Origin of the sequence: Kitasatospora sp. NPDC087314 (assembly GCF_044744365.1) — a bacterium.
Lineage (GTDB): Bacteria > Actinomycetota > Actinomycetes > Streptomycetales > Streptomycetaceae > Kitasatospora.
In genome coordinates this window covers 66,008-92,402 of record NZ_JBIUYE010000023.1, presented here as the reverse complement: position 1 = coordinate 92,402, position 26,395 = coordinate 66,008, and the positions used below count along the sequence as shown (strand labels likewise).

The window sequence follows — 26,395 nt, the reverse complement described above, 5'->3', positions numbered from 1 at the left end:
TGGCACGCTGTTGAGTTCTCAAGGAACGGACGCTTCCTTCGGACCGCCTTCCAGCGGGCCCTCCGGGCGCTTCGTTCTTTCGTGTTTCCAGCTTACCAGACGTTTTCCGCCCCGTTTACCGGAGCTTTTCGCGTCTGAAATCTGGTGTTAACCGCCAAGTTGCGGCGACTCGGCCAACCATAGCGGGTCGTCCGCCGGAGCGCGAATCGAGGCGCGGCCGGTGTCACCCGGTAGGCGGCATGATTTGTTGCTCTCGCGAGCATATACAGCAATGGTCCCGATTCGCCAAGATGCCTGTAGAGTGCGGCGCATCGACCAAGAGGACTAGACCACTAGCGGTCGGTGAGTCGCCGGCCGTCGAGCCGGGCAGGGCGTGGGGCTTCGCCCGGTAATGTCAGCAGATGTCCAAAGTTGACATGATTTAGGCTTCGCCCGATGTCCTGCCGCTGCTCGCGGCCACTCGTCCTGTACTACGCACCTGGGAGGCACAACCATGACCACTGTGACGTCGCCGCTGACCGGCAAGGTCGTCGGGCTCGCCGGCGTGCCCGACCCGGTCTTCTCCGGCGCGATGGTCGGCCCCGGCACCGCGATCGACCCCGTGCGTCGGCCGACCGAGGCGGTCGCTCCGGTGGACGGCGTCGTCGTCTCCATGCACCCGCACGCGTTCGTCGTGGTGGATGCCGAGGGCCACGGTGTCCTGACCCACCTGGGGATTGACACCGTGCAGCTGAACGGCGAGGGCTTCGAGCTGCTCGTCAACAAGGGTGACACGGTGACCCGCGGCCAGGCCGTCATCAAGTGGGACCCGTCCGCCGTCGAGGCCGCGGGCAAGTCGCCGATCTCCCCGATCGTGGCGCTGGAGGCGAACGCCGACTCGCTTGGTGATCTGCGGGAGGACGGCGAGGCCGTCTCCGGAGATCCCCTGTTCAGCTGGAGCTGACCTCTTTCTTTCCACACACCCGCCCCGCAGGAGTTGTCGGGGCGGCCCGGCACACAGCGGTTCCCGGCGGGGCCGCTCCTCTCAGCGGAGACAGGTGACATGGAGAAGACGCTGCGCGGCGTAGGTGTCAGCCACGGGGTCGCGATCGGCCAGGTTCGGCACATGGGGACGGCGGTGCTGGAGCCCCCGGCCACCCAGATCCCGACCGAGGACGCTCCGCGTGAGCAGGCCCGCGCCCAGGCGGCGGTCGAGGCGGTCGCCGCCGACCTGATCGCCCGCGGCAACCTGGCCGGCGGTGAGGCGCAGGCCGTCCTGGAGGCCCAGGCGCTGATGGCGCAGGACCCGGAGCTGATGGCCGACGTGTCCCGCCGGATCACCGTCGGCAGCAGCGCCGAGCGCGGCGTGTACGACGCCTTCGCGGCCTACCGCGCGCTGCTCGCCTCCGCCGGCGACTACCTGGCCGGGCGGGTCGCCGACCTGGACGACGTCCGCAACCGCATCGTGGCCCGGCTGCTGGGCGTGCCGATGCCGGGCGTGCCGGACAGCGACGAGCCGTACGTGCTGTTCGCACGGGACCTGGCGCCGGCCGACACCGCGCTGCTCGACCCGACGCTGGTGCTCGGCTTCGTGACCGAGGAAGGCGGGCCGACCAGCCACAGCGCCATCCTGGCCCGGGCGATGGGCGTGCCGGCCGTGGTCGCGCTGCCCGCAGCGACGGACGTCGCTGAGGGCACCGTCGTCGCGGTGGACGGCAGCTCCGGTGACGTGCTGCTGAACCCGTCGCAGGAGAAGCAGGACGAACTGTGGGCGGTCGCCGCCGAGCGCAAGGCCGCGCTGGCCGCGTCCTCCGGCCCGGGGCAGACCTCGGACGGGCACCGCGTGCCGCTGCTGGCCAACGTCGGCGGCCCGGCGGACGTGCCGGCCGCGCTGGAGAACGGCGCCGAGGGCGTCGGCCTGTTCCGGACCGAGTTCCTGTTCCTGGACGACTCGGCGAAGGCTCCCAGCGAGGAGAAGCAGGTCGAGGCGTATCGCAAGGTGCTGGAGGCGTTCCCGGAGGGCCGGGTCGTGGTCCGCGCCCTCGACGCGGGCGCGGACAAGCCGCTGGACTTCCTGACCCCGGCCGACGAGCCGAACCCGGCGCTGGGCGTGCGCGGTCTGCGCACCCTGCTGGAGCACCCCGAGGTCCTGCAGACGCAGCTGCGGGCGCTGGCCAAGGCGGCCGAGGGCCTGCCGGTGCACCTTGAGGTGATGGCCCCGATGGTGGCCGACCGCAAGGACGCCAAGGACTTCGCCCAGGCGTGTCGCGAGGCCGGGCTGGAGGCCAAGTTCGGCGCGATGGTGGAGATCCCGTCGGCCGCGCTGCGGGCGCGGGCGATCCTGCAGGAGGTCGAGTTCCTGTCGCTGGGGACCAACGACCTCGCGCAGTACACCTTCGCCGCCGACCGTCAGGTGGGCGCGCTGGCCCGCCTGCAGGACCCGTGGCAGCCGGCGCTGCTGGACCTGATCGCCGCGGCCGCCGAGGCGGCGCAGGCGACCGGCAAGAGCTGCGGCGTCTGCGGCGAGGCTGCCGCCGACCCGCTGCTGGCCGTGGTGCTGACCGGTCTGGGCGTCACCAGCCTCTCCATGGGCTCGGCCTCGATCCCCTACGTGCGCTCGACGCTGGCCAAGTACACGCTGGCGCAGTGCCGCCGGGCCGCCCAGGCGGCCCGGGCGACGGACAGCGCCGAGGAGGCGCGGGCCGCGGCGCAGCAGGTGCTGTCGGGCGAGTAGCCGTAGCCGCAGGAAGAGGGGCGCTCCCACCGTCGAGGTGGGGGCGCCCCTTCGGCGTTCCGGGCTGGCGTCAGGCCTGCCGGTCGCGGCGGAGCTGCTCGAAGAAGCGCAGGTGGTCGATGTCGTCGACGGAGCCCGGGTTGACGGCCTGCTCCAGCGGGGTGCCGGAGAGGATGCGCTTGACCGGGACCTCGATGCGCTTGCCGGTGAGGGTGTGCGGGAGGCCGCGCACGGCGACGACCTCGTCGGGGACGTGGCGCGGGGAGAGCTCGCTGCGCAGCGAGGTGCGGATGCGGCCGATGAGCCCCTCGTCGAGTTCGGCGCCGGGGGCGAGGACGACGAACAGCGGCATCCAGTACCCGCCGTCGGGCTCCTCCAGGCCGATGACCAGGGACTCGGCGATCTCGGGGAGGCGTTCGACCACCTCGTAGATGTCCGAGGAGCCCATCCGGACGCCCTGGCGGTTGAGCGTGGAGTCGGAGCGGCCGTGGATGACGACGGTGCCGCGGGAGGTGACGGTGATCCAGTCGCCGTGGCGCCAGACGCCGGGGTACATGTCGAAGTAGCTGTCGTGGTACCGGGTGCCCTCGGGGTCGTTCCAGAACCCGGTGGGCATGGACGGGATGGGCTTGGTGACGACGAGTTCGCCGACGGCGTCGGTGAGCGGGCGGCCCTGGACGTCCCAGGACTCGACGGCGGCGCCGAGGCAGGGGGCCTGGATCTCGCCGAGGTGGACGGGCAGGGTGGGGACACCGCCGACGAAGCAGGAGCAGACGTCGGTGCCGCCGCTGACGGAGGCGAGCCAGACGTCCTCCTTGACCTCGTCGTAGATCCAGCGGAAGCCGTCGGGCGGGAGCGGGGAGCCGGTGGTGCCGATGCAGCGGACCGCGGAGAGGTCGAGGTCGCGCCCGGGGTGGAGGTCGGCCTTGCGGCTGGCGATCACGTAGGCGGCGGAGGTACCGAGGACGGTGGCGCGGGTGCGGGCGGCGACCGACCAGAGGGCGCCGGTGTCAGGGTGGCCGGGGCTGCCGTCGTAGGTGACGATCGTGGCCCCGACCAGGAGGCCGGCCAGCAGGAAGTTCCACATCATCCAGCCGGTGGAGGTGTACCAGAGGAAGCGGTCCCGGGGGCCGAGGTCGAGGTGGAGGCCGGCCTGCTTGAGGTGTTCGAGCAGGATGCCGCCCTGGCTCTGGACGATGGCCTTGGGCAGGCCGGTGGTGCCGGAGGAGTAGAGCACCCAGAGCGGGTGGTCGAAGGGGACGGCCTCGTAGACGGGTTCGACGTCGTCGGCGACCAGGTCGTCCCAGTGCAGGGCGCCCTCGGGGGCGGGGGCGCCGAGCAGCGGGACGTGCACGACGGTGCGCAGGGTGGGGAGTTCGCGGCGCAGTTCGGCGACGACCTCGGTGCGGTCGTGGTCCTTGCCGCCGTAGTGGTAGCCGTCGACGGCGAAGAGGACGGCGGGTTCGATCTGCTGGAGGCGGTCCAGGACGCTGCGGGCGCCGAAGTCGGGGGCGCAGCTGGTCCAGATCGCGCCGACGGCGGCGGTGGCGAGGAGGGCGACGGCGGCCTGCGGGATGTTGGGCAGGTAGGCGCTGACGCGGTCGCCGGGGCCGATGCCCCGGGCGCGCAGGGCGGCGGCCAACGAGCCGACCTGGCGGCGCAGTTCGGACCAGGTGAGGACGGCCGGCTGCTCGGTGGTCTCGTCGAGGTGCAGGATGGCCGGGCGGTCGGCGTTGGTCGGGTCGTCGGCGGCGCGCAGGGCGTGTTCGGCGTAGTTGAGGCGGGCGCCGGGGAACCAGCGGGCGCCGGGCATGGCGGGGTCGGCGAGGACGGCCTCGGGGGCCTGGGTGAAGCGGACGTCGAACCACTGGGTGATCGCGGTCCAGAAGCGGTCGAGGTCGGCGGTGGACCAGGCGTGCAGGTCGGCGTAGCGCTGGGCGGCCTGCTGGTCGTCGTCGGCCGGGGCGAGCGGGGCGGCCGGGGCGCCGTGGTGTTCGGCGGCCCAGGCCTGGAAGGCCACCAGGCTGGTGGCTGCGGCGCGAGCGGGGTTGGGGCGCCAGAGCGGCTGGTCCTGGAGTGGGGTGCTCACGGTGGTGGTCTCCCGGCCGGTGGTGGGGACGGGAGTGCTTGTGGCAGGCCCGTCCGGTTGGGCTGTCGGTGCAGACCATGCCATGTGAGCGGCCGCTGCGCCAGGGTCCGCCCGGTGGGTGCCGGGCTGGTCAGCGACCGGTGAACTCCCCGCTGAACCAGGACCGGAAGACCCGGGTGTGGAAGGCGAAGGCGAGCTCGGTGTCGGGGGTGGTGAGTTGCCAGCCCTCGGTCTCGTCGGTGGGGCGCGAGGGCGGGAGTTCGGCGAGCGGGCGGGCCGGGAGCAGGCCGAACAGGCAGAGGAAGCCGCCGTGGGTGTCGGAGGCGGTGGAGACCAGGGTGATGTCGGTGGCGGCGGCCAGGATGCCGGTCTCCTCGCGCAGTTCGCGGACGCAGGCCTGCTGCCAGCTCTCGCCGTAGTCCACGTAGCCGCCGGGGAGGGCGAGTTCGCCGTAGCCGGGCTCGATGGTGCGGCGGATGACGACGAGGGTGGGGTCGGCGTCGGGGCGGGTGACCGGGAGGAGGGTGACCACCACGGGCAGCGGGTTGCGGTAGCTGATCTCGGCGCAGCCGGGGCAGGTGCGGGGCCAGCCGTCGGTGCCGGGCGGGAAGGGCGTGCCGCAGAAGTGGCAGTGGGAGAAGGGCCGGCTGACCGTGCGTGTCATGTCGTCAGTGGTCATGGCCGGATGGTAGCCCGGCCCCGCGGCGGGCCGTCAGTGGATCTCGTCCCCGCGGATCTCGCTCTCCCGGGTGGGGCGGAGCAGGGCGGGGTGCAGGAGGCCGGCGTCGCCGGCGTGGTAGGTGCGGGCCCGGGGGCCGCCGCGGGCGCCGCCGCGGGCGGTGGTGGCACCGGTGCTCTCGACGAAGCCGGGGACGGAGAGGACCTTGCGGTGGAAGTTGCCGGGGTGGAGCTTCTCGTCCCAGACCGCCTCGTAGACGGCGCGCAGGTCGGGGATGGTGAAGTCGTGGGGCAGGAAGGCGGTGGCGAGCGGGCTGTACTCGAGTTTGGCCCGGACGCGGTCGAGGCCGTCGGCGAGGATGCGCGCGTGGTCGAAGGCCAGCGTGCGGGAGGACTGGCCGGTGGGCCCGCCGACACCACCCCCGTGGGTGTCGGCGGGCGCACCGGCGGCTCGGGGTCGACCGTGGGGCCGGTGGCCCAGGTCGAGGTCGGCGACGGGGTGCCAGGCGGCGGCCGCGGCGTCCGTGCCGGCCTGCGGGTCGGGCAGGTCCGGGGCAAAGGCGAGGTAGGCGACGGAGACGACGTGCATGCGCGGGTCGCGATCCGGGGCGCCGTAGGTACCGAGCTGTTCGAGGTGGACGCGGCAGAGCGCGGCCTCGACCTCGGAGCCGCCGAGCAGACCGGTCTCCTCGGCGAGTTCGCGGGCGGCTGCCTCGTCCAGGCCCTCCTGCCCGGCGCGCAGGAAGCCGCCGGGCAGGGCCCAGCAGCCCTGGTAGGGCGGGGCTCCGCGCTCGACGAGCAGGACGTGCAGGCCGCCGTGGCGCAAGGTCAGGGCGACCACGTCGACGGTGACGGCGATCGGGGCGTAGGCCCGCGGGTCGTAGGCGGCGAGCCACTCCTGCTCGCTCGTGGGCGCGGCCGGGCGCGGGGTGGACGGCTCGTCTGCTGTCATCACCGGCTCCTCTCCGCGTTCGCCGCCGTACGGGGCGCTGTCGTTCTCTGGCTGAGCACAACGTAGCGACTGCGTTCCCCGGCGGCAAATGGTTTTCCGGTTCGGCGGGGACGCCCGGCTTCTAGGCTGTGACCAGGAACGACCCCGCCCGAGGAGGCCCCATGCCCACTGCTCCCCCGCCGGACTTCGCCGCGGCGCTGGCGGCCGGCCCCCTGGTACTGGACGGCGGGATGTCGAACCAGCTGGCGGCGGCCGGGCACGACCTGTCGGACGAGCTGTGGTCGGCCCGGCTGCTGGCGGACGCGCCGGAGGCGGTGGTGGCGGCGCACCGGGCGTACTTCGCGGCCGGGGCGGAGGTCGCCATCACGGCGAGCTACCAGGCGAGTTTCGAGGGCTTCGCCCGGCGCGGGGCGGGCCGGGCCGAGGCCGCGCGGCTACTCGCGCACAGTGTGGAGCTGGCCCGGGAGGCGGCGCGGGCCGAGCCGGGCGGGCGGCGGCGCTGGGTGGCGGCGTCGGTGGGCCCGTACGGGGCGGTGCTGGCGGACGGCTCGGAGTACCGGGGCCGGTACGGGCTGAGCACCGCGGAGCTGGTGGCCTTCCACCGGCCCCGGCTGGAGGTGCTGGCGGCGGCCGGGCCGGACGTGCTGGCGCTGGAGACGGTGCCGGACGTGGACGAGGCGCGGGCGCTGCTGGAGCTGGTGCGCGAACTGGGCGTGCCGGCCTGGCTGTCGTACAGCGTGGCGGGCGACCGGACCCGGGCGGGCCAGCCGCTCGCGGAGGCGTTCGCGCTGGCGGCCGGGGTGGACGAGGTGCTGGCGGTGGGCGTGAACTGCTGCACCCCGCAGGACGCGGACCGGGCGGTGGCACTGGCGGCCGAGGTGACCGGCAAGCCGGTGGTGGTGTACCCGAACAGTGGGGAGGAGTGGGACGCCGCCGGGCGGGGCTGGCGCGGCGAGCCGACGTTCCGCTCGGCCCGGGTGGGCGGCTGGCTGGCCGACGGGGCGCGGCTGGTGGGCGGCTGCTGCCGGGTGGGGCCGGACGGGATCGCGGCGCTGGCGGCGGAGGTCGCGGTGCGGGACCGGTTGAGCGGCGTCGAGGGGTGAGCGGCGGGGCCGTCGAGCAGCGGGCCGGACGGCCGGGCGGGCTGAACCGCACGGAGGGCGGACGGGTCGCGGGTCGGCGGCCGGCCCGGGGCCGGACGGGCCCTGGGTGAACGCGCGGTCGAGCGCGGGTTACCGAGGGGGAAGGTGCACGGACCGGCGGCGGCCTGGCAGACTCGTCCCGTTACCACTGCGGTCGACAATGTCGACCGCCTGTCAGCGCGGAGGTACCAATGCCCGGCCCGATCCAGTCGCTGTCCCGGGCCGCCGCCATCTTGCGCCTGCTGGCCGGCGGCGAGCGCCGTCTGGGCCTGTCCGAGGTCGCGACGGCGCTGGACCTCGCCAAGGGCACCGCGCACGGCATCCTGCGCACGCTGCAGCAGGAGGGGTTCGTCGAGCAGGACCCGGAGAGCGGCAAGTACCAACTGGGCGCCGAGCTGCTGCGGCTGGGGCAGAGCTACCTGGACGTGCACGAGCTGCGGGCGCGGGCGCTGGTCTGGGCGGACGACCTGGCCCGGGCGGCCGGTGAGACCGTCTACCTGGGGGTGCTGCACCAGCAGGGCGTGCTGATCGTGCACCACGTGTTCCGGCCGGACGACACCCGGCAGGTGCTGGAGGTCGGCTCGATGCAGCCGCTGCACAGCACCGCGCTGGGCAAGGTGCTGGTGGCCTACGACCCGGTCGCGCGCGGGGAGCTGGGCGACGGGCCGTACGAGTCGTACACGCTGCGGACGCTGACCGAGGCGGGCGACGTGGACGCCGAGTGCGCGCTGATCCGCGAGCGCGGCTGGACGGACTCGGTCGAGGAGACCTGGGAGGGTGTGGCCTCGATCGGCGCGCTGATCCAGGACCGGCGGCGCAACCCGGTGGGCGCGGTGTGCATCAGCGGCCCGGTGGAGCGGGTCTGCGAGGACGGCTTCGTGAAGCCGTCCCTGGTGGCCTCGGTGCGCAGCGCGGCGCGGGCGATCTCGCGCGACCTGGGCGCCGGCAGGTTCTGACGCCGTAACGGCGACACTTCGTCACGCTGAGGCGCGGACGGGCGGTGGCCTGTCCGCGCCTTGGCGTTTTGCCCTGTTTTGGCGAACTCCGCTGGGTAACTTCGAGGGAAGGGTCACAGCTCCGTAACCCCGCCTTGACGTGGGGGCAACCGGGGGAGGAAGCTTCCGCATGACGGTCGACATTGTCGAACGATGGCCGGGAAGATCACTCCCCCGATGCGCTCACCCCGCACGACGATCGGCCGGCCGCCTGCCCCCACCCGCAACCTCCGGGCCTCATGGACAAGGGAGTCTTTGTGTCCGCGTTCTCCAACGGCGACGTCTTCGTCGGCGAAACCCTCGGCACCGCCGCCCTGATACTTCTCGGTGGCGGCGTCTGTGCCGCCGTGACCCTCAAGAAGTCGAAGGCCGTCAACGCCGGCTGGCTGGCGATCACCTTCGGCTGGGGCTTCGCCGTCCTGATCGCCGCCTACATGTCGGCCCCGAAGTCCGGTGCCCACCTCAACCCGGCCGTCACCATCGCGCTCGCCGTCAAGAGCGGCGACTGGAGCCAGGTGCCGCTCTACCTCGGCTCCCAGATGCTCGGCGCGATCATCGGTGCCGTGCTGGTCTGGGCCACCTACCTCGGCCAGTTCCAGGCCAACCAGGAGCCCACCCTCGGCATCTTCTCGACCGGGCCCGAGATCCGGAACCCGGTCCAGAACGTCCTCACCGAGGTCATCGGGACCTTCGTGCTCTGCTTCGCGATCCTCACCATCGGCACGAACAGCGGGCTCTCGCAGTCCGGCACCAGCACCCTGATGGTCGCCTTCACGGTGGTCGGCATCGGCCTCTCGCTGGGCGGTCCGACCGGCTACGCGATCAACCCGGCCCGCGACCTCGGCCCGCGCATCGCGCACGCCCTGCTGCCCATCCCCAACAAGGGCAGCTCCGACTGGTCGTACGCCTGGGTGCCGGTCGTCGGCCCGCTGATCGGCGGCGCGCTGGCCGGCGGTCTGTACAACGCCATGTTCTAAGGGCCGGGTTCGAACCCGCCGAGCACGGGGACTGACCCCTGCGTCAGGCCCACCCACCCCGTAACCCCGAATCCTGAGCCGAGGACCTCCCCATGACCTCCACTGGCAACTACATCGCCGCGATCGACCAGGGCACCACCTCCAGCCGTTGCATCATCTTCGGCGCCGACGGCCGGATCGTCGCCGTCGACCAGCAGGAGCACCGGCAGATCTTCCCCCAGCCCGGCTACGTCGAGCACGACGCCGCCGAGATCTGGACCCGGGTGCAGTCGGTCGTCCGCGGCGCGCTGGACAAGGCCGGTCTGACCAAGGACGACATCCGCGCGATCGGCATCACCAACCAGCGCGAGACCACCGTCCTGTGGGACAAGAACACCGGTGAGCCGGTGCACAACGCGCTGGTGTGGCAGGACACCCGCACCGAGGCGCTCTGCCGCGAGCTCGGCCGCAACGTCGGCCAGGACCGCTTCCGCCGCGAGACCGGCCTCCCGCTCGCCAGCTACTTCGCCGGCCCGAAGATCCGCTGGCTGCTGGACAACGTCGAGGGCCTGCGCGAGCGCGCCGAGGCCGGCGACATCCTGTTCGGCACCATGGACACCTGGGTGATCTGGAACCTCACCGGTGGCGTCAACGGCGGCAAGCACGTCACCGACGTCACCAACGCCAGCCGCACCATGCTGATGAACCTCAAGACCCTGGCCTGGGACGAGGACATCGCCGAGTCGATGGGCGTGCCGATGGCCGTCCTGCCGGAGATCCGCTCCTCCGCCGAGGTCTACGGCGAGGCCGTCGGCGACCTGGCCGGCGTCCCGGTCGCCTCCGCGCTCGGCGACCAGCAGGCCGCGCTGTTCGGCCAGACCTGCTTCGACGAGGGCGAGGCCAAGTCCACCTACGGCACCGGCACCTTCCTGCTGCTCAACACCGGCGAGAAGATCGTCAACTCGTACCACGGCCTGCTGACCACCGTCGGCTACCGGATCGGCGACCAGGCCCCGGTGTACGCCCTGGAAGGCTCGATCGCCGTCACCGGCTCGCTCGTCCAGTGGCTGCGCGACCAGCTCGGCATCATCTCGACCGCCGCCGAGATCGAGACCCTCGCCAACACCGTCGAGGACAACGGCGGCGCCTACTTCGTCCCGGCCTTCTCCGGCCTGTTCGCCCCGTACTGGCGCTCCGACGCCCGCGGCGTGATCGCCGGCCTGACCCGGTACGTCACCAAGGGCCACCTGGCCCGGGCCGTCCTGGAGGCCACCGCCTGGCAGACCCGCGAGGTCGTCGACGCCATGCAGAAGGACTCCGGCGTCGAGCTCACCGCCCTCAAGGTCGACGGCGGCATGACCAGCAACAACCTGCTCATGCAGAACATCGCCGACGTCCTGGACGCCCCGGTCGAGCGCCCGTACGTGGCCGAGACCACCGCCCTCGGCGCCGCCTACGCGGCGGGTCTCGCCGTCGGCTTCTGGAACGACCTCGACACCCTGCGGGCCAACTGGCACCGCGCCGCCGAATGGACCCCGCGCATGGACGAGGCCACCCGGGAGCGCGAGTACAAGAAGTGGCTCAAGGCCGTGGAGCGCACCATGGACTGGGTGGAGGAAGAAGAGACCGACTGACCGACACGCCGGTCGGGGCCCCGAGCCCCGACCGGCCGGTTCCGTTTCACCGGCCCGCCGCACCGGGCCGACCGGCCTCTCCCGTAGGGGCCGCACCGCACACGAGAGGAGTAACGGCGCAGCCTGACCCGCGCGCCGTACACAACCACCATGGCAACCATCCCGACCCTGGGCGCCGAGCGCACCGCAGGCCGCACCGCCTCCCGCGCCGAGACCCGTGAACTGCTCGGCAAGGCCACCTACGACCTGCTGGTGATCGGGGGCGGCATCCTCGGCACGGCCGTCGCCTGGACCGCCTCCCAGGCCGGACTCAAGGTCGCCATGGTCGACGGCGGCGACTTCGCCGGCGCCACCTCCAGCGCCTCCTCCAAGCTCGTCCACGGCGGGCTGCGCTACCTGCAGACCGGCGCGGTCAAGCTCGTCGCGGAGAACCACAAGGAGCGCCGCGCGCTCGCCACCGACGTCGCGCCGCACCTGGTCAACCCGCTGACCTTCTTCGTCCCGGTCTACAAGGGCGGCCCGCACAGCGCGCCCAAGCTCGGCGCCGGCGTCTTCCTCTACTCCGCGCTGTCCGCGTTCCGCGACGGCATGGGCCGGGTCTCCACCGCCGCCCACGCCGCCCAGCAGGTGCCCGCGCTGCGCACCGAGGGCCTGCGCTCGGTGGCCGTCTACGGCGACCACCAGATGAACGACTCGCGCGTGGCCGTGATGACCGTGCGCGCCGCCGTGGACGCCGGCGCCGTGGTGCTCAACCACGCCGAGGTCACCGGCCTGCGCTTCACCGGCGGCCGGGTCACCGGCGCCGAGGTGCGCGACCGCCTGGACGGCACCGAGTTCGGCGTCGACGCCCGCCTGGTGCTCAACGCCACCGGCCCGTGGGTGGACCACCTGCGCCGGATGGAGGACGCCGGCGCCGCGCCGTCGATCCGCCTCTCCAAGGGTGCCCACGTCGTCGTCAAGCGCCGCTCGCCGTGGCGCGCCGCGCTGACCATCCCGATCGACAAGTACCGCGTCTCCTTCGCCATTCCGTGGGAGGACCACGTCCTGCTCGGCACCACCGACGAGGAGTACACCGGCGACCCGAAGGACGTCCGGGCCACCGAGGCGGACATCGACCAGATCATGGGCGAGGCCGCGCACGCCATCCGCGACGAGCACCTCGACCGCGACCTGATCACCTACTCCTTCGCCGGCCTGCGGGTGCTGCCCGGCGGCCCGGGCGACACCGCCGCCGCCAAGCGCGAGACGGTCGTCACCGAGGGCAAGGGCGGCATGCTGTCGGTCGCCGGCGGCAAGTGGACCACCTACCGCCACATCGGCCGCACCGTGCTGGAGAAGCTGGCTCACGTACCCGGCACCAGCCTCGGCGAGGACATGTCCCCGATCGCCGCGACCGTGCCGCTGCCGGGCGTCGGCGCGCCGAACGCCGTCGCGCACCGGCTGCTGATCGACCGTGAGCCGGGCTCGCGGATGGAGCCGCTGGTGGCCAAGCACCTGGCCAGCCACTACGGCACGCTCTCCTTCGAGATCGCCCGCATGATCGACGAGAACCCGGAGCTCGGCCGGCCGATCCACGAGGACGGCCCGGACGTCTGGGCCCAGGTCGCCTACGCGGCCGACAGCGAGTGGGCGTACACGGCGGACGACGTGCTGCGCCGCCGCACCACGATGACGGTGCGCGGGCTGGACACCCCGGAGATCCGGGACGAGGTCGAGGCCTTCCTCGCGAAGCGCGGGACCAAGTAGGCGCGGTCCCGGTCACAAGGGCGGGCACTCCCGGGAACGGGGGTGCCCGCCCTTTCGCACTCGTTCGCGTACCGTGCGTCACGATCGGATCAATTTCTTCAGGAAATCTTCAGATATTGGGGGTTTTTGACCCGCTTTCACCATGATCGCCTTCTCGGCGATCCTTCCTATGCTCCGGCCAGCACTGTTCACCAACAGTGGGTCAAGGAGCAGCAATGCACGTCTCAAGACGGACCCTGAGCGGTCCGCTGGCACTCACGCTGGCGTTGTCGCTGGCGGGCGGGGCCCAGGTCGCGTTCGCGGCCAAGCCGCAGGCCAAACCCACCCCCGGCAAGCCGCCGACGGCGGCCGCCACCGACCCGACCGGCAGCATCGGCGCCGCCAGGGTCGCCGCCCGGACCACCGGAAAGCGGGTCGAGGCGGTCTCCGAGCGCAGCGAGATCTCCACCACCTGGGTCAACCCGGACGGCACCCTCACCACCGAGCTGTCCGCCGGCCCGGTGCGCTTCCTGCGCAACGGCGCCTGGACCGACGTCGACCTCACCCTCAAGGCCTCCGCCGACGGCTCGGTGGCCCCGGCCGCGCACCCGAACGCGATGAAGCTGGCCGGCGCCGGCGGCAAGCGCGCCCGTACGCTCCAGGAGTCGCAGGCCGGCGCGGAGCCGGCCCGCACGCTCGTCTCGCTCGGGTCCGGCGACGACGAGCTGGCCCTGCAGTGGAAGGGCGGCCTGCCCCGGCCCGAGCTGGACGGCCCGCGGGCCACCTACCGGGACGCGATCGGCGACGGGGCCGGGGACCTCGTGGTCGAGGCCACCCGGACCGGCTTCGAGCAGTTCGTCACGCTCAAGCAGCGCCCGGCCGCCACCGGCTACTCGTACACCATGCCGTTGCAGGCCAAGGGCCTGAAGGCGGTCGCCCAGCCCGACGGCAGCGTGCTGTTCACCGACCGGAAGAACGGTCGCAAGCGCGCCGTGCTGCCCGCCCCGGTCGCCTGGGACGCCACCACGGCCCCCGGCTCCGGCGAGCACCCCCGGCAGGCGAAGGTCGGCCTCCAGGTCGTCCAGCGCGGCGACGACGTCGACCTGGTCTTCACCCCCGACGCCGCCTTCCTGGCCGACCCGGCCACCGTGTACCCGGTGACCGTGGACCCGGCCACCGCCGGTCTCGGCAACTCCTTCGACACCCGCGTCCAGCAGGGCGAGACCGTCGACTGGTCGGCCGACACCGAGATCTACTGGGGCAACTCGGGCACCAAGAACGCCGACGGCTCGGCCCGCCCGGCCCGTTCCTTCATCAACTGGAACACCTCCGCGATCGCCGACGCGCTGGTCTCCAGCGCCACCCTGTCGCTGTACAACTTCCACTCCGGCAACAGCGACTGCCTCAACTACGCGTGGGACGTCTACGACACCGGCCTGGCCTCCACCTCCTCGCGCTGGACCAACCAGCCCGCCTGGGGCACCAAGCGGGCGACGTCCACCGAGACCAAGGGCCGGGCGGCCTGCGGCGGCGCCGGCTGGATCAACGCCGACGTCACCGCCCTCGTCCAGACCTGGGCCTCGGCGAAGAACCAGGTCTCCGGCATGGGCCTGCGCGCGCCCGACGAGACCAACACCAAGTTCTGGAAGGAGGTGAACTCCGCCAACGCGGCCGGCAACAACCCGAAGCTGACGGTCAACTACAACTACCGGCCGCGCACCGGCACCAACCAGCAGGCCGGCCCGCCGTTCCTGCAGGACGGCACCGGCACCTGGCGCGTGGACACCACCACCCCGGTGCTCCGGGACACCTTCGTCGACCCCGACGGGGACAAGGTGACCGGCACCTTCCAGCTGGTGGACGCCATCTCCGGTGCGCAGGTCGGCAACGTCAACGTCTCCGGCTACGTGGCCAGCGGCACGCCCGCATCCGTCACCGTGCCGCCCGGCCTGCTCCAGTACGGCCACACCTACCGGTTCCGCACCTCGCCGTACGACGGACTGCACTACAACCTCGGCTGGTCCGCCTGGGCCACGTTCAGCGTCGCCCCGCTGCCGGACGTGCCCACCGCGCTGCAGAGCGGCGCGCAGCAGACCCTCACCCCGGTGCTCTCCGCCCTGGTGACCAACCCCAACCAGGGCCGGGTGCGCACCGAGTTCACGCTCAAGGGCGCCAACGGACAGCCGCTGCCGACGGTGCTGGCGCCCGCCTGGGCGGAGAGCGGCACCCGCGCCGCCGTCCAGGTGCCCGACGGCGCCCTGACCGACGGCGGCAGCTACACCTGGGCCGCCCGCGCCTGCGCCGCCGTCGGCTGCTCCGCGTGGAGCGCCGACCAGCCGCTGACCGTCCAGGCGGCCAAGCCGCCCGTGCCGCCGACGCCGACCACCGTGGTGCTCACCGGCCCCACGCTCGCCGATGCCTCCGCGGCCACCGCCGGCGGCGGCTGCGCCACCGGGTCCTGCCCGGCGGCGGACCCGGCCGAGCTCCGGGTCGGCACGGTCGCGGACGGCAGCACCTGGGCCGGCTGGCTCGGGCCCGACCTGACGGCCGTTCCGGCCGGCTCCCGGGTGGTCGGCGCCAAGCTCGCGCTGACCCGCTCGGACTGCCCGGACGGCTGTGGTGAGGCCGCCGTGGACATCTTCCAGCTCGGCTCGGCCTGGGCCCCCGGCCAGGGCGGCGCCGCACTGACCGCCGCCACCGGGACGGAGAGCTTCGCCTCCGCCGCCAAGCCGTCCGAGACCGACCTGGCCACCATGGTCGGCTCCTGGATCGAGAAGGGCGAGGCCTACGGGCTGGCCCTGCGCCCGCCGGCCGACTGGGCCGGCGTCGCCCGGTACCACTCCGCCACCGCGGCGGACCCGGCCCAGCGGCCCCGGCTGACCCTCGACTACCTGGCGCCGACCGCGCCGGGCCCGGCCGAGCTGGTCACCGCGACCGGCGCGGACGCCGGACTGGTCGTCACCTGGAACGCCCCCGCCGACCGGGGCGCGGTCGGCGACGTCGGCTACACCGTCCGGGTCGAGACCTCCGACGGCACCCTCGCCAAGGAGCTCACCACCGCCGACACCCGCGCCGTGGTCACCGGGCTGGACAACACCCGCTCGTACCGTGCGCTGGTCACCGCCCGGAACAGCTACGGCGCCGCGGCCCCGGTCGCCTCCGCCGTGGTCCAGGGCACGCCGACGGCCGGTGGCCCGGACCAGTACCGCGGCTTCGTGCAGGAGTACCTGGAAGCCCGGAACAAGATCAAGATGAGGACCGGGTTCACCGCGCCCGACGCCGCGGCCGAGGCCGCGCACGGCACCGTCTTCGTCGATCTGCTGGCCACCCAGGAGGCCTCGCTGGTCGCCAACCGCGAGGCACTGGCGACCCAGAACCAGGTGTACGCCGCGGCGGCGGTTTCCCTGACCGACGTGGCGGTGGACCAGAAGACCGCCGGCAAGGTCGTCGTCCGGGCCACCGTCAAGGACTCGGTGATGATCCGCACCAACGGTGTGGACTCCCCGACCGAGAGCGCGGGCCCGCGGCGGTTCGAGTTCACCGTCGGCTCCGCGGCGGTGCTCACCGCCGAGGCCGACGACGGCGCCGCCGAGCAGAAGCTGTCCTCCTCGGCCGCCGCGCAGGCCCAGGTCGAGGTCGCCGACGCCTCGCAGCCCGACACCGCCGGCAGCTCCGGAGCCGTTCCGCTCGGCCCCGACGGCTTCCCGCTCGTCTCGGCCCCGCAGGGCGGCGCCGTCCAGGCCGGGTACAACTACAACGGCACCGCCGACTGGGCCCGCCGCAACGTCGGGATCTCGTGGGACTACGGCCAGGACTGCACCAACTTCGTCTCCAAGGCCCTGTACTACGGTGGCGGCATGCGCGTCCGCTACGGGTTCAAGACCTTCGACAGCGCCTGGTGGACGAACGACTACTGGCTCTTCGGCTGGCACAAGAACCGCAGCTACACCTGGGCAGGTGCCGCCAACCTGCGCCGGCATCTGCTGTACTACCGCAACACGGTGTACCTGACGAGCACTGCCTACGCCCGGCCCGGCGACATCGTCTTCTTCAAGTGGCGCAACGAGTCGGTGGTCAACCACGCGGCCGTGGTGGTCAGTTGGGGCAGCACGATGGAGCTGCGCCAGCACGGCCGGTCGAACGTCACCACGCTGAACGAGGTCCTGGCGTACTACCGGCAGAAGGGCGACCCGATCGAGTGGATCACCGTCGTCCGACCGCTCGGGACCAACTGATGGTGCCCGGACGGCCGGTCGCGGCGGCGCTGGCGGCCGCCCTGTCGGCCATCCTGCTGGCCGGGTGCTCCAGCGGGCCCTCGGACGCCGAGCTGGCGTACGTCGGCGACTACGCCGGCCACCCACACCTGCGGGTGACGGGCTATCCGGTCACGGGCACGCTGGGCCTGGTCCAGCAGGTCGTCTGGCGGCTCGCCGACGGCTCCGCGGACCGGCTGGAGAAGCTGGCCTCCTCGGAGGGCTCGGCCGCCGAGCACCGGGACGCCGCGGCCGCCTGGGTGCGGGACTACCAGCAGGGCGCCAAGGGGTCGGTCACGGCCGACTTCGGGGACGACCCGGCCAACCGGCAGACCGTGGTATTGAGCTTCCACGGGACCGGTCAGGTGAAGGAGCTCCAGCTGCGCCTGGACGGCCGGGACGGCGGCGACGGCTGGCGGATCCTGATGAAGTAGACGCCCTGCGACGGGCGGGCGTTCGGGTCTCCGGGCGCCCGCCGAACGCACCGAGGGGCGGCACCCGTTGCGTACGGGTGCCGCCCCTCGGCGGTGAAGTGCGGCTGCGGCTGCGGTCAGATGATCAGGCTGAGCGGCATGATCAGGGCGATGGCGACGACCGAGATCACGGTCTCCATCACCGACCAGGACTTCAGCGTCTGCCCGACGCTCATCCCGAAGTACTCCTTCACCAGCCAGAAGCCGGCGTCGTTGACGTGCGACAGGAAGAGCGAGCCGGCGCCGATCGCCAGCACCAGCAGGGCCGCGTGGGTCGAGGACATGTCGGCGGCGAGCGGGGCGACGATGCCGGCGGCGGTGATGGTGGCGACCGTCGCCGAGCCGGTGGCCAGGCGGATCAGCACCGCGATCAGCCAGCCCAGCAGCAGCGCCGAGATGTGCCACTTGCCGGACCACTCGCTCACCGCGTTGCCGACGCCCACGTCGATCAGGGTCTGCTTGAAGCCACCGCCGGCGCCGACGATGAACACGATGCCGGCGATCGGGCCGAGCGACTTGCCGACGGTGTCGGAGATCCGGGCCCTGTCGAAACCGGCCGCCTTGCCGAGGGTCAGCATGCCGAGCAGGGTCGCGGCGAGCAGCGCGATCAACGGCGAGCCGATGAAGTCGAAGACCCGCTGGGCCATCGCCTTCGGGTTGTCGACCACCACGTCGGTCAGGGCCTTGCCGAGCATCAGCACGACCGGCAGCAGGATCGTCGCCAGCACCGCGCCGAAGGACGGCGTGTGCTCGGGCTTGGTGGTCTCCTCGGGCGCGGTGGCCTTCGGGATCTCCAGCGGGCCGACCCAGCGCTCGGCCAGGCGGGAGAACAGCGGGCCGGCCACGATCAGGGTCGGCACGGCGATCAGCAGGCCGAGCGCCAGGGTGATGCCGAGGTCCGCCTTCAGCGCGTCGACGGCGACCAGCGGGCCCGGGTGCGGGGGCACCAGGCCGTGCAGCACCGAGAGGCCGGCCAGGGCGGGGATGCCGATCCGCATCAGCGGCACGTTGCCGCGGCGGGCGACCAGCAGCACGATCGGGATCAGCAGGACCACGCCGACCTCGAAGAACAGCGGCAGGCCGAGGACGGCGGCGATCAGCGCCATCGCCCACGGCAGTGCCTTGTTGCCCGACCGGGCGAGCACGGTGTCCGCGATGATGTTCGCGCCGCCGGAGTCCGCGAGCAGCTTGCCGAGCATCGCGCCCAGGCCGATCAGCAGGCCGACCCCGGCCACGGTGGAGCCGAAGCCCGTGGAGAAGCTGTTGAGCAGCTTGTCGAACGGAGCGCCCGCGACGGCGGCCAGCAGGCCGGAGCCGAGCGTGAGGGCGAGGAAGGGGTGCAGCTTCAGCTTGGTGATCAGCAGGACGATCACACCGATGCTGAGCAGGACCGCGATCAGCAGCTGGGAGTCGCTGCCGGTGTGCGGCAGGGCCGGTGGGGCGGCCGCGAGGAAGAAGGTGGGGGACAAGCTCACGCGAGGTCTCCATTGACGGGCCGCAGCAGCGCCACGGCCTTCTCGACGAGTTCTTCGGGGGACGGGCCGACGTCCAGGACGGCGCCGTGCTCGTGCGCGCCCAGGGGTTCCAGGGCGGCGTACTGCGAGTCGAGCAGCGACGGCGGCATGAAGTGGCCGGTGCGGTGGGCGAGCCGGTCCTCGACCAGCTCGTGACCGCCGCTGAGGTGCAGGAAGTAGGCGCCCGGGCAGGCCGCGCGCAGGGTGTCGCGGTAGCGGTGCTTCAGCGCCGAGCAGGTGACCACGCCGCCGGTGCCGGCCTCGGCCCGCTCCTTGAGCCAGGCGCCGAGGGCACGCAGCCAGGGGGCGCGGTCCTCGTCGTCCAGCGGGATGCCGGCCGACATCTTGGCGATGTTGGCCGCCGGGTGGAAGTCGTCCGCCTCCGCGTAGGGGAGGTCGAGGCGGTCTGCCAGCAGGCGGGCCAGGGTGGTCTTGCCGACACCGGAGACGCCCATCACCACGATGGTGAGAGGAGTGTCCGGGAGGTCGTGGTTCTCGACGCTGAGAGCCATGGGTGGTGCTCCTTCGTTGCCTGGCCGCCACTATCGCCTCAAAGATATGACGTATTCAAGTGTCGGAAACCAAATCGTCATACTTTTGAGCTGTGGGGTAGGTCGCAGGCCGGAGGCGGAGGGGCGCGCCGGTGGTGCCGGCCCGACGGGCGTCTACGCTGGGCGGATGGAGATCCAGGGGCTGCCCGGGCGGCTGCTTGACGAGCTCGGGCCGGCGATCGCGTCGGGAGAGATTCCCGAGGGCGCGGTGCTGCGCGGCGAGGAGCTGGAGGAGCGGTTCGGGGTGTCCCGGACGGTGGTCCGGGAGGCGGTGCGGATCCTCGAGGGGATGCGCCTGGTGGCGTCCCGGCGGCGGGTCGGCATCACCGTGCAACCCAGGTCGCTCTGGGACGTCTTCGACCCGCTGGTGATCCGCTGGCGGCTGGCCGGCGCGGACCGGTCGGCCCAACTGCGCTCGCTCGGTTCGCTCCGGGTGGCCGTCGAGCCGGCCGCGGCCGCGCTCGCCGCGGTACACGCGAGCGACGACGACCGGCGTGAACTCGGCTCGCTGGCCGTGGAGTTGACCGTGTCGGCACGGGCCGCCGACCTGACCACCTTCCTCCGGCACGACATCGACTTCCACGCCACCGTGCTGCGCGCCTCCGGCAACGAGATGTTCGCCCACCTCGGGGACACCGTGGGGGCGGTGCTCACCGGGCGGACCGAGTACCATCTGATGCCCCATCAGCCGGAGCCGTATGCGATCCGGCTGCACCGCGAGGTCGCCGACGCGATCTGCGCGGGCGACGCCGCGCAGGCCGAGCAGGCCATGCGGACGATCGTGGCGGGCGCGCTGGAGGAGCTCAACCAGCAGTTGGGCTGACCTCCCGCGCTGCGGGCTGCCCGGATCACGCGCTTTGGCGGTAGTTCGGTGGATTCGGACGCATAGTCCTGGTTCGGCGGGGCAGAGTCTGCCAAGGGGGCGCGTTTCGCGTGCGCCCGTCCCGTGTCCGCCGCCGAGTCCGCGCCTGGGGGTCGCTCGATGTCCGTGCCACGCCGCCGTCGCCGCCTGCCCGACGAGGTGCGCGCCGCCGCCGTCCGGGCGGTGCTCTGCCTGTCCTTCACCCTGGTCGGCGTGGTCGTCGCCACGCTGGCCTCGTACGCGGACAGTTGGCTGATGACGCCGGCGCTGATGGCGATGGGGCTCGGGGTGTTCGGCACGATGTGGTGCCTGCTGGAGATCCTGATCTCACGCCAGGTCGCCGCCCAGCGGCTGCGGGCGCCGGGCTCCGCGCACCCGATGGCGGGCAGCCGGACGCCCGACCCGCTGGCCGCCCGGCCACTCCCCCGCCCCGGCGGGCCGCCTCGTCAGCAGCCGCGGGTGCCGACCGCGTAGGGCACCCGCGGCTGACGCGGCGGGTCAGCTCGCCGGGACGGCCCGGTAGTGGGTGGTGAGCCGGCCCGCGTCGTCCAGGACGTGGAAGGCGAGCATCGGCGGCTGGGTGAAGGAGATGCCGCGCCCGCCCTCGCAGGGCAGCGTGACGGTGGAGACCACACCGGGGGCGACCAGCAGCGGCAGCCCGGCGAGGGTGGTGGCGGCGCCGGTGTGGGAGTGGCCGCAGAGCAGGCCGGCCACCCTCGGGTGGCGGGCCAGCACGGCGGTGAGCGCCTCCTCGCCGTACTGGCGGATCCGGTCGACGGTGGGCAGGTGCAGGATCGCCGGCGGGTGGTGGAAGGCCACCAGCGCGGGCAGGTCGGGGCGCCCGTCCGCCAGTGCGGCGTCCAGCCAGGCCAGGGTCTCCTCGTCCAGCAGGCCGTCGTCGCGGCCGGGGATCGAGGAGTCGAGCATCAGCACGTCGGCGCCGGGCAGCCGGTGCAGCCGGTTGATCGGGCCCTCCCCGGCGGCCTCGCCGAGCAGGACCTCCCGGTAGGGCGCCCGGCGGTCGTGGTTGCCGGGGCAGGTGAGCACCGGGTACCGGGAGTGCAGCACCTTGGTCACCTGCTCGTACTCGGTGGGCAGGCCGTGATCGGCGAGGTCCCCGGTGACGAGCACGGCGTCCAGCGGGCCGGGCAGGGCGTCGAGGTACGCCATCACCTGCTCGGCCCGCCGCCGGGCGCGCTTGCCGCCGTCCCGGCGGTGGTCCTGGCCGAGGTGGATGTCACTGAAGTGCGCGATCGTCAGCATGGCTGCCACGCTAGCCAGTTCAGGCCTGGGCCGGAACCTCCGCCGGGCGCTTGAACATCCGGGTGGCGGTGATCTCGCCGTGGACGGCGGGGCCGTCCGGGTCCTGCGGGGCGGGCAGGCCGGGGCGCAGGTGCTCCTCGACCGAGATGTACTTGAGCCCGGCCCGCAGGTCGGCGTCGTTGCGCAGCCGGATGACCAGCGGGAACTCGGCGAGCGCGGTGGTGTCGAACAGGCCGGTGGTGTAGATCAGCTGGACGCCGAGCGCGTCGGCCACGGCCCGCTGGAGCTCCAGCAGGTAGGTGGCGTTGGCGCGACCGATCGGGTTGTCCAGGAACAGCGTGCCGGCGTGCCGCAGTTGGGACTGTCCGCGGTCGTTGGCGCGCAGCGCGGCCATCGTGCAGTACAGCGCGATGGCCGCGGTGAGCAGCTGGCCGCCGGAGAAGACGTCGGACATCTGGCCGACGCCGACCCGCTCGGCGCGCAGCACCGCGTCCGGCTTGAGGATCTCGACGCTGACGCCCTTGGGGCCGATCGCGGCGGCGACCCCGCGCAGCAGCAGGGACATGCCGTCGCGGCGCAGGTCGCTGTTCTTCCTGACGGCGGCGCGGGTGGCCTCGTCGATGACCTCGCCCAGGCGCTCGACCAGGGTGGCGTGGTCCGGGTCCTCGAAGCGGATCCGCAGGAACTCCTGGCCGGACCACTCCCCCAGGCCCTCGGGCAGGCGGGAGAGCCGCTGGGCGGCGCGCAGGGTGGTGAGCGAGGACTCGACCAGGCCGCGCAGGCGGTCGACGATCGAGCCGCGGTTGCGCTCCAGTTGGGCGAGTTCGTCGGTGAGCACGCGCAGCCGGGGCGCGAAGGCGGCGGCCCAGGCGGCGGCGTGCTCGGGCAGCGCGGCGGCCGGCAGTTCGCGGATCTGCTGGCGGGCCGGGGTGCGGACGGCCTCGTAGCGGGCGGCGTTGGCGTGCCGGACGAGGGCGTCGGAGGCGTCGCGGACGGCGAGTTCGGCGGAGGACAGCTCACCGGCCGTGGTGCGCAGGGCGCGGCGGGCCTCGGCGGCGCCGCCGCGGGCCTCGGCGAGGGCGCCCAGGTACGGCTCGGCCGGGAGGTCCGAGTCGTCCTGGTGGTCGCGCAGGCCGTCGCGCAGTTGCCCGGCGAGTTCGTCGAAGTCGGCGGCGGCGGACTGGGCGGCGTCGTAGGTGCGCTGCAGGTCGGCGTGCGCGGTGCGGGCGGCTTCCAGGGCCTCGCGGCGTTCGGCGAGCCGGCTGGTGGCGGTGCGCAGCAGCGTCTGGGCGTGCTCGGGGTCGGTGGGGACGAGGTCCTCGGGCAGTTCGGTGTGCGCCTCGCCGTCGGCGGGGGCGGAGCGCTCGGCCTCGCCGCGCAGGCGGCCGAGTTGCTCGCTGGCGGCGGCGGAGCGGGCCTCGATGGTGGCCACCAGGTCCTCGGCGCGGGCGGCGGCGGCCTGGCGGGCCGGGCCGTCTGCGCCGTCGGGGCTGCCGAGGAGTTCCTCGGCGCGGACGCGGACCTTGTTGGTGAGGCGGTCGAGTTCGGTCGCGGCGGCGGCCTCGTCGCCCTCGGCGCGGGCCTGCTCGGCGCGCAGGTCGGCGCCGACGCCGACCTTCTCGTACAGCTGGGAGGCCGCGCGGTAGGCCTCGCGCAGGGCGGGCAGGGCGGCCGGCGCGGTCTCGGCGGGCTCGTCGGCCTGCTCGGCGGCGGGGATCTCGGCCCGTTCGGCGCGCAGCGCGCGGGCCGTACGGCGGGCGTCGTCGGCGGCGCGCTGGGCGGCGCGGCGGTCCTCGTCGCAGGTGCGGGCGCGTTCGGCGCAGACGGCCTGGCGGCGGTCGCACTCGGCGGCGTCCTCGGCGAGTTCGCGCTGGCGGCGGGCCCAGGTGGCGCGTTCGCGCAGCCGGAAGGCGAGGCCGGAGAGGGCGTCGGCGCGGCGGCGGGCGCGCTGGGCGGCCTCGCGGTGCTCCTCGTGGGCGGAGGCCGCGGCGGCGTGGTCGGTCTCGGCCTCCTCGTGGTCGGCGCGCAGGGTGGCGAGGGCGGCGGCGGCCTGCTCGGCGTGCTCGCGGGCGGCCTCGGCGGCGGCGGCGAGTTCGGCGAGGGCGCCGGGCGGGCAGTTGGCCTGCCAGGAGGCGAGGCGGGCGGCGAGCGCCCGGTCGGCGCCGAGGCGGGCGGCGAGTTCGCGGATGTGCCCCTCGCGGGCGCCGGCCCGGGCGCGCAGTTCGCGGCGCTCGTCGTCGGCGGCGGACTCGTCGTGCATGGCCGGGTTCGGCGGCACCAGGAAGAACGCGGGCTCGTCGGTGATCGGGGCGATCAGGGAGGCGGCGGCGCCGACGGCGACGGTGGAGCGGGGCAGCAGCGCGGCGGCCTGCAGGGCCTCGCGGGCGCGCTCCAGCGAGGCGGGGTCGGTGACGACGACGCCGTCGACGAGTTCGGGGCGGGCGGCGAGGATCGCCTCGTGGTCGGCCGGGTCGACGGACTGGGCGAGGTAGCGCCAGCCGGGCAGGGCGGGGATGCCGTGCTCGGCGAGGTACTCGACGGTGGCGAGCACGTCCGGGCCGGGCGGCAGCAGGCCGCCGTCGCCGAGGGCGGCGAGGATGCGGGAGTCGTCGGCGGCGGCGGTGCGCAGGTCGAACAGGGTGCGCTCGGCGGTGGCGATGGACTCGTCGAGGAGTTCGCGCAGGTACTCGGCGTTGCGGTCGAGGACGGCGGGGGTGAGGAAGCCGGCGTCCTCCTCGGCGCCGTCCTGGTACGGGGTGAGGGAGAGCAGGTCGGCGAGGCGCTGCTCGGTCGCGAGCAGGGCGGCGGTGCGCTGCTCGGCGGCGAGCACTTGGGCGGCGGCCTTGCGGGCGTCGCCGGCGCGCTCGGCGGCGAGTTCGGCGCGGCCGGTGGCGGCGGCGGCCTCGCGCAGCCGGGCGGCACAGGCCTCGGCGGCCGTACGGGCCTGGGCGAGGGCGGCGCCGGCGGCCTTCTCGACGTCGGCGGCGTACAGGGCGGCGCGGGCCGGGTCGACGTCGCCGTCGGCGTCGATGAAGCCGGCCTCGACGGCGGCGGCGGTCTCCTGCTCGACCTCGGCGAGGCGCTGGCGCAGGTGGTCGGCCTCGCTCCGGGCCTTCTGGGCGGCGGTGGCGGCCTCGGTGGCGTCGCACTGGGCCTTGCCGCCGTCGTCCTGGAGCTCGCCGGCGCGCTGCTCCTCGGTGTCGGCGCGGGCCTCGGCGGCCGCGGCGGCGCCCTCCAGGGCGCGGGCCAGGGCGGTGGCGGCGCGGGCGCGGGCGGCGAGCGCGGGGGCGGCGTCGAGTTCGGCCTCGCGGATGGCGGCGGCGACCCGGGCGACCCGGTCGGCGGCGGCGCGCTGGCGCAGGACGGCCTCGGCGGCCTGCCAGGCGGAGTGCAGGGTGCGGGCGTCGGTGAGTTCGCGGCGCAGCGCGGCGGCCTCGGCGGTGGCCGCGGCGAGGCCCAGGGTGGCGTGCCGGTGGGTGAGTTCGGCGGTGATGAGGGTGTGCCGGGTGCGGTCGGCCTCGGCGGCGGTGACGGCGCTCGCGGCGGCGGCGACCTCGATGGCGAGGTCCTGGGCGCGGTCGCGTTCGGCGGCGGCGCGGGAGGTGAGCGCGTGGGCGAGGCGGCGGGTGCGGCGTTCGGCGGTGCGGTGGGCCTCGCGGACGCTCTCGCGGGCGGCGGTGGCCTCGACGATGCGTTCCAGCAGGTCGAGGGAGCCGGCGGTGAAGTCGCGTTCGGCGGTGAGTTCGGCGCGGCGGCCGAGCTTGGCGGCGAAGCCGTGGACGAGGTCGGCGAGGCCGTCGGTGTCCCGGGTGTCGGTGACGGCGCGCAGCAGCAGGTCGGTGAAGTCGCTGTCGTGCTTGACCGCGAAGAGGCCGGCGGCCTCGCCCTCGTCGGCGTTCATCTCGCGCTGGTAGCGGAAGAGTTCGGGGTCGAGGCCGAGTTCGCCGAGGTGCTCCGTCCAACGGTCGTGGCCGTCCTCGAAGACCAGGTCGAGGTGGGGGTGGGCCTTTCCGGCCTCGGTGAGGGCGTCACGGAAGCCCTTCATGGTGCGGCGGCGGCCGCGGGCCTTCTGGTCGCCGGCCAGGCTGATCCGTTCGGCGACCGGCAGCGAGTCCAGGGCGAGGCCGGGGCCGGGGCGGAAGGAGTACCAGGTCTCGGCGAACTTGCGCGGGTCGGAGGAGACCTGGCGGCCGCGCCACTCGCTGACCTTGCCGACCACGATCAGCTCGCCGGTGACGGTGTGCTGCCACTCCAGGGCGACGTGGCCGCAGTCGTCGGCGAGCAGGAACTTGCGCAGCACGCCGGAGCTGGCGCCGCCGAGGGTGTTGCGGTGGCCGGGGAGCATCACCGAGAAGATCAGCTTGAGCAGGACGGACTTGCCGCCGCCGTTCTCCAGGAAGAGCACGCCGGCCGGGGCGGGGCGGCGGACCGGGCCCTCGGTGTCCTCGCCGAACAGGCCGATCTGCTGCGGGGCCGGGTCGGCGACGGGCTCGCCGACGCCGCGCAGGTCGAGCACCGTGTCGGCGTACCGGGCGCCGGCCGGCCCGATCGAGTAGAGGCGGACCCGGTTGAGCTCGTACATGTGCGGCGGTTCT

18 protein-coding genes are annotated in these 26,395 nt (G+C 73.7%); 11 read left to right on the top strand and 7 right to left on the bottom strand.

The window, feature by feature from the left end:
- Window positions 1-493 precede the first annotated feature (493 nt).
- Entirely contained in the window at window positions 494-943 is a 450-nt protein-coding gene (locus tag ACIO5E_RS36965; protein WP_400676510.1) for a PTS glucose transporter subunit IIA, read from the top strand.
- Between the two features lie 99 nt (window positions 944-1,042).
- Window positions 1,043-2,713 carry a phosphoenolpyruvate--protein phosphotransferase gene (gene ptsP / locus ACIO5E_RS36960; protein ID WP_400676509.1) on the top strand — a complete coding sequence of 557 codons (1,671 nt, stop codon included), beginning with the start codon at window positions 1,043-1,045 and terminating at the stop codon, window positions 2,711-2,713.
- Between the two features lie 70 nt (window positions 2,714-2,783).
- Here ptsP and ACIO5E_RS36955 read toward each other — a convergent pair whose 3' ends face one another.
- From ACIO5E_RS36955 to ACIO5E_RS36945, 3 genes are read right to left on the bottom strand one after another with little or no spacing between them, the layout of a single operon-like run.
- Window positions 2,784-4,886, bottom strand: coding sequence for an acetoacetate--CoA ligase (locus ACIO5E_RS36955; protein WP_400676508.1), 2,103 nt, complete (start codon window positions 4,884-4,886; stop codon window positions 2,784-2,786).
- Between the two features lie 46 nt (window positions 4,887-4,932).
- On the bottom strand, window positions 4,933-5,481 hold the full coding sequence (locus ACIO5E_RS36950; protein ID WP_400676507.1) for an NUDIX domain-containing protein: 549 nt from the start codon (window positions 5,479-5,481) through the stop codon (window positions 4,933-4,935).
- Window positions 5,482-5,514: 33 nt separating this feature from the next.
- Complete coding sequence (locus tag ACIO5E_RS36945) at window positions 5,515-6,432, bottom strand: NUDIX domain-containing protein (RefSeq protein WP_400676506.1); 918 nt, start codon at window positions 6,430-6,432, stop codon at window positions 5,515-5,517.
- 161 nt (window positions 6,433-6,593) lie between these two features.
- Between ACIO5E_RS36945 and mmuM the strand changes: the two genes are divergently transcribed.
- The 7 genes from mmuM (at window position 6,594) to ACIO5E_RS36910 (ending at window position 17,571) form a co-directional block, all read left to right on the top strand.
- The gene (gene mmuM / locus ACIO5E_RS36940) at window positions 6,594-7,535 is read left to right on the top strand and encodes a homocysteine S-methyltransferase (RefSeq protein ID WP_400676504.1); all 942 of its coding nucleotides are present in this window, start codon (window positions 6,594-6,596) and stop codon (window positions 7,533-7,535) included.
- A gap of 230 nt (window positions 7,536-7,765) precedes the next feature.
- Entirely contained in the window at window positions 7,766-8,530 is a 765-nt protein-coding gene (locus ACIO5E_RS36935) for an IclR family transcriptional regulator (RefSeq protein WP_280686364.1), read from the top strand.
- A gap of 278 nt (window positions 8,531-8,808) precedes the next feature.
- The gene (locus ACIO5E_RS36930; protein WP_400676502.1) at window positions 8,809-9,546 is read left to right on the top strand and encodes an MIP/aquaporin family protein; all 738 of its coding nucleotides are present in this window, start codon (window positions 8,809-8,811) and stop codon (window positions 9,544-9,546) included.
- Between the two features lie 92 nt (window positions 9,547-9,638).
- On the top strand, window positions 9,639-11,159 hold the full coding sequence (gene glpK, locus ACIO5E_RS36925) for a glycerol kinase GlpK (RefSeq protein ID WP_400676501.1): 1,521 nt from the start codon (window positions 9,639-9,641) through the stop codon (window positions 11,157-11,159).
- 150 nt (window positions 11,160-11,309) lie between these two features.
- Window positions 11,310-12,905 carry an FAD-dependent oxidoreductase gene (locus ACIO5E_RS36920; RefSeq protein WP_400676500.1) on the top strand — a complete coding sequence of 532 codons (1,596 nt, stop codon included), beginning with the start codon at window positions 11,310-11,312 and terminating at the stop codon, window positions 12,903-12,905.
- A gap of 215 nt (window positions 12,906-13,120) precedes the next feature.
- On the top strand, window positions 13,121-17,119 hold the full coding sequence (locus ACIO5E_RS36915; protein WP_400676498.1) for a DNRLRE domain-containing protein: 3,999 nt from the start codon (window positions 13,121-13,123) through the stop codon (window positions 17,117-17,119).
- Window positions 17,119-17,571 carry a hypothetical protein gene (locus tag ACIO5E_RS36910; protein ID WP_400676497.1) on the top strand — a complete coding sequence of 151 codons (453 nt, stop codon included), beginning with the start codon at window positions 17,119-17,121 and terminating at the stop codon, window positions 17,569-17,571. The genes ACIO5E_RS36915 and ACIO5E_RS36910 overlap by 1 nt, the downstream gene beginning before the upstream one ends.
- Window positions 17,572-17,687: 116 nt before the next feature.
- Here the strand turns inward: ACIO5E_RS36910 and ACIO5E_RS36905 are convergent, their stop codons facing one another.
- Window positions 17,688-19,079, bottom strand: a complete 1,392-nt coding sequence (locus ACIO5E_RS36905) for a gluconate:H+ symporter (RefSeq protein WP_400676519.1) — start codon at window positions 19,077-19,079, stop codon at window positions 17,688-17,690.
- A gap of 2 nt (window positions 19,080-19,081) precedes the next feature.
- Window positions 19,082-19,636 (bottom strand): gluconokinase, encoded by a 555-nt coding sequence (locus ACIO5E_RS36900; RefSeq protein ID WP_400676496.1) that lies wholly within the window; start codon window positions 19,634-19,636, stop codon window positions 19,082-19,084.
- Window positions 19,637-19,802: 166 nt separating this feature from the next.
- Here ACIO5E_RS36900 and ACIO5E_RS36895 point away from each other — a divergent pair, with 166 nt between their 5' ends.
- A complete protein-coding gene (locus ACIO5E_RS36895; protein ID WP_280685295.1) occupies window positions 19,803-20,498 on the top strand; it encodes a FadR/GntR family transcriptional regulator in 696 nt (231 codons plus the stop codon).
- 159 nt (window positions 20,499-20,657) lie between these two features.
- A complete protein-coding gene (locus ACIO5E_RS36890) occupies window positions 20,658-21,011 on the top strand; it encodes a hypothetical protein (RefSeq protein WP_400676495.1) in 354 nt (117 codons plus the stop codon).
- 24 nt (window positions 21,012-21,035) lie between these two features.
- Here ACIO5E_RS36890 and ACIO5E_RS36885 read toward each other — a convergent pair whose 3' ends face one another.
- Together ACIO5E_RS36885 and ACIO5E_RS36880 are read right to left on the bottom strand one after the other, a co-directional pair.
- Window positions 21,036-21,800, bottom strand: coding sequence for a metallophosphoesterase (locus ACIO5E_RS36885; protein ID WP_400676493.1), 765 nt, complete (start codon window positions 21,798-21,800; stop codon window positions 21,036-21,038).
- Between the two features lie 19 nt (window positions 21,801-21,819).
- Window positions 21,820-26,382: a hypothetical protein gene (locus ACIO5E_RS36880; protein WP_400676491.1), complete on the bottom strand. Its 4,563-nt coding sequence runs from the start codon at window positions 26,380-26,382 to the stop codon at window positions 21,820-21,822.
- Window positions 26,383-26,395: the final 13 nt, after the last annotated feature.

What these genes read in the sequence shown, in the direction of transcription:
- ACIO5E_RS36950 (WP_400676507.1), bottom strand. Translation starts at nt 5,481, where the DNA reads ATGACCACTGACGACATGACACGCACGGTCAGCCGGCCCTTCTCCCAC.
- ACIO5E_RS36935 (WP_280686364.1), top strand. Translation starts at nt 7,766, where the DNA reads ATGCCCGGCCCGATCCAGTCGCTGTCCCGGGCCGCCGCCATCTTGCGC.
- ptsP (WP_400676509.1), top strand. Translation starts at nt 1,043, where the DNA reads ATGGAGAAGACGCTGCGCGGCGTAGGTGTCAGCCACGGGGTCGCGATC.
- ACIO5E_RS36890 (WP_400676495.1), top strand. Translation starts at nt 20,658, where the DNA reads ATGTCCGTGCCACGCCGCCGTCGCCGCCTGCCCGACGAGGTGCGCGCC.
- ACIO5E_RS36920 (WP_400676500.1), top strand. Translation starts at nt 11,310, where the DNA reads ATGGCAACCATCCCGACCCTGGGCGCCGAGCGCACCGCAGGCCGCACC.
- ACIO5E_RS36880 (WP_400676491.1), bottom strand. Translation starts at nt 26,382, where the DNA reads ATGTACGAGCTCAACCGGGTCCGCCTCTACTCGATCGGGCCGGCCGGC.
- ACIO5E_RS36930 (WP_400676502.1), top strand. Translation starts at nt 8,809, where the DNA reads ATGGACAAGGGAGTCTTTGTGTCCGCGTTCTCCAACGGCGACGTCTTC.
- mmuM (WP_400676504.1), top strand. Translation starts at nt 6,594, where the DNA reads ATGCCCACTGCTCCCCCGCCGGACTTCGCCGCGGCGCTGGCGGCCGGC.
- ACIO5E_RS36915 (WP_400676498.1), top strand. Translation starts at nt 13,121, where the DNA reads ATGCACGTCTCAAGACGGACCCTGAGCGGTCCGCTGGCACTCACGCTG.
- ACIO5E_RS36900 (WP_400676496.1), bottom strand. Translation starts at nt 19,636, where the DNA reads ATGGCTCTCAGCGTCGAGAACCACGACCTCCCGGACACTCCTCTCACC.
- ACIO5E_RS36965 (WP_400676510.1), top strand. Translation starts at nt 494, where the DNA reads ATGACCACTGTGACGTCGCCGCTGACCGGCAAGGTCGTCGGGCTCGCC.
- glpK (WP_400676501.1), top strand. Translation starts at nt 9,639, where the DNA reads ATGACCTCCACTGGCAACTACATCGCCGCGATCGACCAGGGCACCACC.
- ACIO5E_RS36945 (WP_400676506.1), bottom strand. Translation starts at nt 6,432, where the DNA reads ATGACAGCAGACGAGCCGTCCACCCCGCGCCCGGCCGCGCCCACGAGC.
- ACIO5E_RS36885 (WP_400676493.1), bottom strand. Translation starts at nt 21,800, where the DNA reads ATGCTGACGATCGCGCACTTCAGTGACATCCACCTCGGCCAGGACCAC.
- ACIO5E_RS36895 (WP_280685295.1), top strand. Translation starts at nt 19,803, where the DNA reads ATGGAGATCCAGGGGCTGCCCGGGCGGCTGCTTGACGAGCTCGGGCCG.
- ACIO5E_RS36910 (WP_400676497.1), top strand. Translation starts at nt 17,119, where the DNA reads ATGGTGCCCGGACGGCCGGTCGCGGCGGCGCTGGCGGCCGCCCTGTCG.
- ACIO5E_RS36955 (WP_400676508.1), bottom strand. Translation starts at nt 4,886, where the DNA reads ATGGCATGGTCTGCACCGACAGCCCAACCGGACGGGCCTGCCACAAGC.